7 protein-coding genes are annotated in these 6,076 nt (G+C 67.2%); 3 read left to right on the forward strand and 4 right to left on the reverse strand.

Going from position 1 to position 6,076, the window contains the following annotated elements; translation table 11 throughout:
* Positions 1-56 precede the first annotated feature (56 nt).
* Genes F817_RS0111130 through moaC form a run of 4 tightly spaced genes read right to left on the reverse strand, consistent with a single transcriptional unit; the run spans position 57 to position 4,085 of the window.
* Entirely contained in the window at positions 57-332 is a 276-nt protein-coding gene (locus tag F817_RS0111130; protein WP_024327726.1) for an oxidative damage protection protein, read from the reverse strand.
* On the reverse strand, positions 316-1,374 hold the full coding sequence (gene mutY / locus F817_RS0111135; protein WP_024327727.1) for an A/G-specific adenine glycosylase: 1,059 nt from the start codon (positions 1,372-1,374) through the stop codon (positions 316-318). The genes F817_RS0111130 and mutY overlap by 17 nt, the downstream gene beginning before the upstream one ends.
* Before the next feature lie 51 nt (positions 1,375-1,425).
* Positions 1,426-3,600: an AsmA family protein gene (locus F817_RS0111140; protein WP_024327728.1), complete on the reverse strand. Its 2,175-nt coding sequence runs from the start codon at positions 3,598-3,600 to the stop codon at positions 1,426-1,428.
* Positions 3,597-4,085 (reverse strand): cyclic pyranopterin monophosphate synthase MoaC, encoded by a 489-nt coding sequence (moaC, locus tag F817_RS0111145; protein WP_024327729.1) that lies wholly within the window; start codon positions 4,083-4,085, stop codon positions 3,597-3,599. Before moaC ends, F817_RS0111140 begins: the two co-directional genes overlap by 4 nt.
* 45 nt (positions 4,086-4,130) lie before the next feature.
* Between moaC and moaD the strand changes: the two genes are divergently transcribed.
* The 3 genes from moaD (at position 4,131) to F817_RS0111160 (ending at position 6,058) form a co-directional block, all read left to right on the forward strand.
* Positions 4,131-4,364: a molybdopterin converting factor subunit 1 gene (gene moaD, locus F817_RS0111150; RefSeq protein ID WP_017940560.1), complete on the forward strand. Its 234-nt coding sequence runs from the start codon at positions 4,131-4,133 to the stop codon at positions 4,362-4,364.
* A gap of 1 nt (position 4,365) precedes the next feature.
* The gene (locus tag F817_RS0111155) at positions 4,366-4,803 is read left to right on the forward strand and encodes a molybdenum cofactor biosynthesis protein MoaE (RefSeq protein WP_024327730.1); all 438 of its coding nucleotides are present in this window, start codon (positions 4,366-4,368) and stop codon (positions 4,801-4,803) included.
* Between the two features lie 313 nt (positions 4,804-5,116).
* The gene (locus F817_RS0111160) at positions 5,117-6,058 is read left to right on the forward strand and encodes an IS110 family transposase (protein ID WP_018167930.1); all 942 of its coding nucleotides are present in this window, start codon (positions 5,117-5,119) and stop codon (positions 6,056-6,058) included.
* Positions 6,059-6,076: the final 18 nt, after the last annotated feature.

Genomic DNA, 6,076 nt, shown 5'->3' on the forward strand with positions numbered 1-6,076 from the left:
CTCCACGTCAAGCGCGCGGGGCCGCCGAAGCGACACAAGCCGCGGAATACCGCGACTCAGGAGGCGTTCGGGTCGACGAAGCCTTCCGGCTTTTCCGAGCCATCACCGAACAGGAACTTCTCCATTTCCTCTTCGAGGAACTTGCGCGCCTTGGGGTCGACCGGCGTCAGGCGGTATTCGTTGATCAGCATGGTCTGGTGGTTCAACCAGGCCTGCCAGGCCTCCTTGGACACGTTCAGGTAGATCTTTTTGCCCATCTCGCCGGGATAGGGCGGGAAGTCGAGCCCGTCCGCCTCTTTGCCGAGTTTCACGCAGTTAACGGTTCGTGCCATTGCCGGGATCCTTGTCGTCGTGCAGATAACGCTGGATGGGGGCCGGGATGCCGACCGCCCGTGAAGTACCGGGTTTATACCAAATGACCCTGTCGCCTTCCATGATCCCACACGCGCCAGCCGGGAGGTCGAAGGGCCGAATGCGCAGATCCAGGCGGTAGTGGCTGAAGCTGTGCTGGAGCCTGTGGTCGGCAACGGACGGGGTAGCACCGGGCCACTGAACGAGCACCCAGTCTTCCAGGGCCTCGGCGGTTTCGGCCTCGGGCAGGCTGTAGAGCCCGCCCCAGATGCCGTCCTGTTCGCGCTGAACCAGGGCGATGCCCTCGGGGGCACGCAGGCAGGCAGCCCAGCGGGTACGGGTCGGCAGGTCGCGGCGCGGCCGGGGCGAAGGCAACGTGCCGGTCAGGCCCTGCTGCGCGGCGCCGCAGTCCGCGTGCACCGGGCAGGCCTCACAGGCGGGACGGCTGCGGGTGCAGAGCAGGGCGCCCAGATCCATGATCGCCTGGGTGTAGTCGGCGCAGCGGGTTGCGGGGGTGCGCGCCTCGGCCTCGGCCCACAGCGCACGCTGGACCGCGGGGCTGCCGGGCCAGCCGTGGATCGCCGCATGGCGTGCGAGCACGCGCTTGGCGTTGCCGTCCAGGATGGCCTCGGGCGCGTCATGCGCCTGAGCGATGATCGCGGCGGCGGTGGAACGGCCGATGCCCGGCAACTGCTCCAGGCCCTCGCGCTCGGCGGGGAACACGCCCCCGTGTTCCTCGACCACCACCTGCGCGGCCCGATGCAGGTTGCGTGCACGGGCGTAATAGCCCAGCCCCGACCACTGGTGCAGCACGGCGTCCTGCGGGGCCGTGGCAAGGCTTTGCACGTCGGGAAACTGCTCCATGAAGCGCAGGAAGTAGGGAACGACGGTCTCCACCCGGGTCTGCTGCAGCATGATCTCGGAGACCCACACCCGATAGGGCGTGCGCGGATGCTGCCACGGCAGGTCCGTGCGGCCGTGGCGATCGAACCAGGCGAGCAGCCGCTCGGCAAAGGCGTTCATGGGCGAAGCGAACATGGCGGCACCCGCACCGGGGGCGGGCGCCGCGGGTGATCAGCGACTGCGGAAGCGATCCAGGAGCCGGTCGGACTCCTGCTCGATGCGCTCGCGGGCGCGCTCCTCTTCCTCGTCCAGGCGTTCGCGGACACGATCCTCTTCCTCTTGCACGCGTTCGCGGACCTCGTCTTCGTAGCGGTCCCGCAGGGCGTCCTCCAGGTCGAGACGGAAGCTCGGGTCGGTGAACGTGCCGCTGATGCGGATCGGCAGCCTCACGCCCCGAAGATCATCGAGTTCCCGGCCGCCCTGGCCCTCCAGTGTACCCACCACGGTGGTGTTCACGCGGTAGTCGAGTGTGTCGTCGTTCAGGTCGGCCTGGCCTTCGCCGCTCACCCGCAGCAGGGGCGAGCTGGCCGCCAGGTCCTCGTTGCGCACCACGCCATCGCGGATGGTGAAGCTGCCGGCAAGCTCGCTGAAGTCGGTCTGGTTGGGCTCGTCTTCCTCCAGCTGCTCGCCGCGCAGGCGCGCCTCGGCCCGGCGGATGATCTGGGCCACGTTGATGCCGCGAACCGCGCCATCCTCGAAGCGCATGTTGCCGGAGCCGTTCAGGGCACCCTTAAGCTCGCTCAGGAGCTCGCCCCGGGTGGCGATGTCCAGTTCCAGGTTGCCGATGCCCATCAACCGCGCATCATCGCCCTGGAAGTCCTCCAGCAGGGCGCCGATATCCAGGCCCTGCAGGTCGGCCGCCAGTTCGTAGCGCGGGGCATCGTGCCGGGCGTCCAGGCGCAGGCGGCTGGTCAGCTCGCCCTCGTAGGCCGCGGCATCCAGGGGCTGGATATTCCAGTCGCCCGCCTCGGCGCGGATCTGCAGCTCGATGTTGCGCAGGACCATGCCCATCACGTCGAGGCGGCCGAGCGCCGCGCTGCCATCCACATCGACACTGCGCAGGGCCTCCAGCGGCAGCTCGATGGCGATATCCTCATCGGCTTCGCCATTGCCGTTTTCCGTGCGGGCCTCTTCCACTTCCGGCGGCAGGTAGCGGTCGAGATTCAGGCGTTCGCCGGAGACATCGAAGGTAATCAGCGGGCGTTCGCCGCGGCCATCCCAGCCCGCGGAACCACTCAGCATGGCGTCATCCACCGTGATCAGGAACGGGTCCATGCTCAACGCCTGGAAGCTGCCATGGGCGGACAGGTCCAGGGCAACCCGGGCCAGGGCATCCGGATCGCTGGTTTCAGGGGCGTCCATCCCCAGGTCGGTCAACACGTCCTTGAGGTTGAAGGTGTTGGTGCGCATCTCGCTACGGATCTGCGGCTGCTCGCCACCCAGGTCGGAGAGTTCGGCAAACCCGGTCATGCGCACGCCGGAGACGCCCAGCGTCAGGCGTTCCAGGCGCAGGGACATCGCCTCGGCCATCTCCAGGGCGACATCGGTTTCCAGGGTCATGCCCACGGCACGCGGCAGGCCGCCACCGTCGAGGCCAAGAGTGGCGTTCAGACGGCGCACGGAGTAGCGCTCGTTGAGCAGGTCGACGTTCATCAGCCCGCCGAGGTCAAGCGCGAGTTCCACGGGTTCGGCCAGATCGCCGCCCTCGGCGCGCACGACCGCTTCCAGATCCAGCCGCGTCTCGACGCCCGGGCGGAAGCGCCCGATCTGCAGTTCGAACGGGTCCAGGGTGGCCTGCATGCCGGTCTCGCGATCATCCCAGTGCACCCGGGCATTGGTCAGGGAGATTCCGGCCACGTCGATACGCTGCAGGGCCAGCCGGGTCTCGGTCGTGGTGCGCTCGTCGTCATCCGCACCCACGGCCTCGTCGCGGGCGGCGCCCGCGTGATCGAGCAGGTCGTCCCAGTTGTTGCGGCCCTGCTCGTCGCGTGCCAGGTTCAGGCGCACACCGTCGGCCTCCACGCGCTGGACCTCCAGCTCGCGGCGCAGCAGCGGCATCACCGCCACAGCGACATCCACCACGTCGACCTCGGCGAACGGCTCGTCGCCAAAGCCCTCGGCATTGCCGAAGCGCACCTCTTCCAGGCGCAGCCCGAGGCTGGGGAACAGGGTCAGGCCGATCGGCCCGGAGAGGGTCAGCTCGCGACCGGTCGCCTCCTGCACCTCGGCCTCGATGCGCTCCTTGTAATCATTGGCATCGAAGGTGATCAGCAGATATGCGGCCACGATAACGACCAGCAGAATCAGTACGGCGATCAGGCCCAGCAGGCGCTTGATCCATTTCATTCGGAATCTCCTTTCGGTTCGGCCCGCCAGGTGCCACTGCGGCCCCCGCGTTTCTCGAGCAGGCGAACACCATCAATTTGCATGCCGCGATCCACGGCCTTGCACATGTCGTAGACCGTCAGCAGCGCGGTGGAAACGGCAGTCAGCGCCTCCATCTCCACCCCGGTACGGGCGTGCACCTCGCAGGTGGCCTGCACCCGCACGGCTGTGTCTTCCGTCTCCAGCTCCAGGGCCACCCGGCTCAGGCCGATCGGGTGACAAAGCGGGATCAGGTCTCCGGTCTTTTTTGCCCCCATGATGCCAGCCACGCGGGCAATGCCCAGTACATCCCCCTTCGCATGGCGGCCTTCGCGGATGCGCTGCAGGGTGTCCGGCTGCATGTGGATGCGGCCCTCGGCGATCGCCACGCGGTGCGTGACGGACTTTTCGCCGACATCCACCATGTGCGCATGGCCTTCGGCATCGAAGTGAGTGAATTCATTCATCACGGCTATAATGCTTGACTCGCAGCCATGTTTACAGGGGCCGGAATGACCGTACACGTTCACTATTTCGCGCGACTGCGCGAGGAACTGGGCCGCCAGGGCGACGCAGCCGAGCTGCCCGGGGACAGCCTGACCGTCGGCGAGCTGTGGCGGCACCTGCACCAGGAGGCCCCGCCGGAACGTCTGATGGCCGCGGTGAACCAGGAGCAGGCCAGCCTGGAGACCCCGGTGCGCGACGGCGACGAGGTCGCCTACTTTCCGCCGGTGACCGGGGGCTAGGGTGTCGGTCGAGATCCACACCGGCGATTTCGATCCCTGGGAAATCGTCCGCCAGGCCGAGCAGGCCATCCCGGCGAATGCGCGCGGCGCGGCCAGCGTGTTTGTCGGCCGCATGCGCGACTTCAACGAGGACGAGGACGTGACCGGCCTGTTCCTGGAGCACTACCCGGGGATGACCGAGCGCGAGCTGGAACGCATCGTCGCCGAGGCCGAGGCACGCTGGCCGCTGCTCGGCTGCCATGTGGCCCACCGCGTGGGCGACGTGCGTCCCGGCGATGCCCTGGTGCTGGTGGCCACCTGGTCGGCCCACCGCGTGGCTGCCCGCGAGGCCTGCAGCGACATCCTGGAACGCCTGAAGCACGAGGCCCCGTTCTGGAAGCGCGAGACCCTCACCGACGGCACCCAGCGCTGGGTGGAGAAGAACACCCCCAGCACCTGATCCCGCTGGCCCCGGGCGCGCCCAGAATCCCGGAACCGTAGGAGGCCAGCCCTCTGGCCGATGGAGCCTGTCCAACACCCAATCGGCCAGAGGGCTGGCCTTGTATGTTTAACCCCGGCAGGCCTAGAAAGGGTCTGTCGGGGTGGAGGGACGAGGCCGGCATCTGGCCTGTGGCACAGACGGTAGGAGAATTCGTCCCACCCCTCACCTTAAACGCCGATAAGGAATCGATCGGCACGGGACCGACGATAGATGGCAAGCCAGCGTTCGGTGAGGCCCCGACAGACAACTCCAAGCTAGCTCGGGAGGTGTGATGATGGCAACGCATCGGATCGGGGTCGATGTCGGCAAGGCCGAGTTGTGGATCAGCATCGACGGTGAAACCGCACAGCCGTGTCCCAACGAGCTCCCGGCGATCCGCCGGTGGGTCCGTGGCTTGGAGGGTCCGGCCGACTTTGCCCTGGAAGCCACCAACGACTATCACTTGGCCCTGGCGCTGGAGGCTCATCATCAGGGCCACCGGGTGTATCTGATTAATGGCTATCGCCTCAATCGCTACCGCGAGAGCATCGGTGGCCGGGCCAAGACCGATGCCGGGGATGCTCGGCTTCTGGTGCGTTATCTGCAACGCGAACAGGACGAACTGCGCCCCTGGACACCGCCACCCGAGGGCTACCGGACCCTGCAAAAGCTGCTGCGCCGGCGTGCCACGCTGGTGCGGGCACGGGTCATGCTGGAGCAGAGCCTGCGAGGCGTACCCGAACTGCAGTCCAATCTGAAGGATCTGCTCCGGGAGATCGGTCGGCTGGACGCTGTCCTCCAGCGTGTGCTGCGCGAGACGGTCGGTCGCGCCGGCTGGTCGGATCACGCCCGACGCTGCCAGCAGATCGAGGGTGTGGGCCCGCTCACCGCCACCGGCTTGACGATGGCGTTCCATCGCGGCGCCTTCCGCAGCGGTGATGCGTTCGTTGCCTTCCTGGGGTTGGATGTCCGCATACGCGACTCCGGCACGAAACGGGGGCAGCGCAAACTCACCAAACAGGGCGATCCAGAGTTGCGACGGCTGCTCTATCTGGCCGCGATGCAGGCCAAGTCGAAAGCCGCCTGGAGCGACTACTACCAGCGCTGCCTGGACCGTGGCCTGGCGACGACCCAGGCACTGAACGCCTTGGCTCGAAAGCTGGCCCGCGTCGCCTTCGCCCTGATGAAAAATCAGACCGATTACCAACCTAAGATCCCTTGTGGAGAGACATAGAATCTCCTACAGGGTGGG

This window comes from Thioalkalivibrio sp. AKL19, from assembly GCF_000420165.1.
Classification (GTDB): Bacteria; Pseudomonadota; Gammaproteobacteria; order Ectothiorhodospirales; family Ectothiorhodospiraceae; genus Thioalkalivibrio.

Excerpts from the sequence above, each read along its gene's own strand:
- moaC (WP_024327729.1), bottom strand. The coding sequence starts at position 4,085 with ATGAATGAATTCACTCACTTCGATGCCGAAGGCCATGCGCACATGGTG.
- F817_RS0111130 (WP_024327726.1), bottom strand. The coding sequence starts at position 332 with ATGGCACGAACCGTTAACTGCGTGAAACTCGGCAAAGAGGCGGACGGG.
- F817_RS0111140 (WP_024327728.1), bottom strand. The coding sequence starts at position 3,600 with ATGAAATGGATCAAGCGCCTGCTGGGCCTGATCGCCGTACTGATTCTG.
- mutY (WP_024327727.1), bottom strand. The coding sequence starts at position 1,374 with ATGAACGCCTTTGCCGAGCGGCTGCTCGCCTGGTTCGATCGCCACGGC.
- moaD (WP_017940560.1), top strand. The coding sequence starts at position 4,131 with ATGACCGTACACGTTCACTATTTCGCGCGACTGCGCGAGGAACTGGGC.
- F817_RS0111160 (WP_018167930.1), top strand. The coding sequence starts at position 5,117 with ATGATGGCAACGCATCGGATCGGGGTCGATGTCGGCAAGGCCGAGTTG.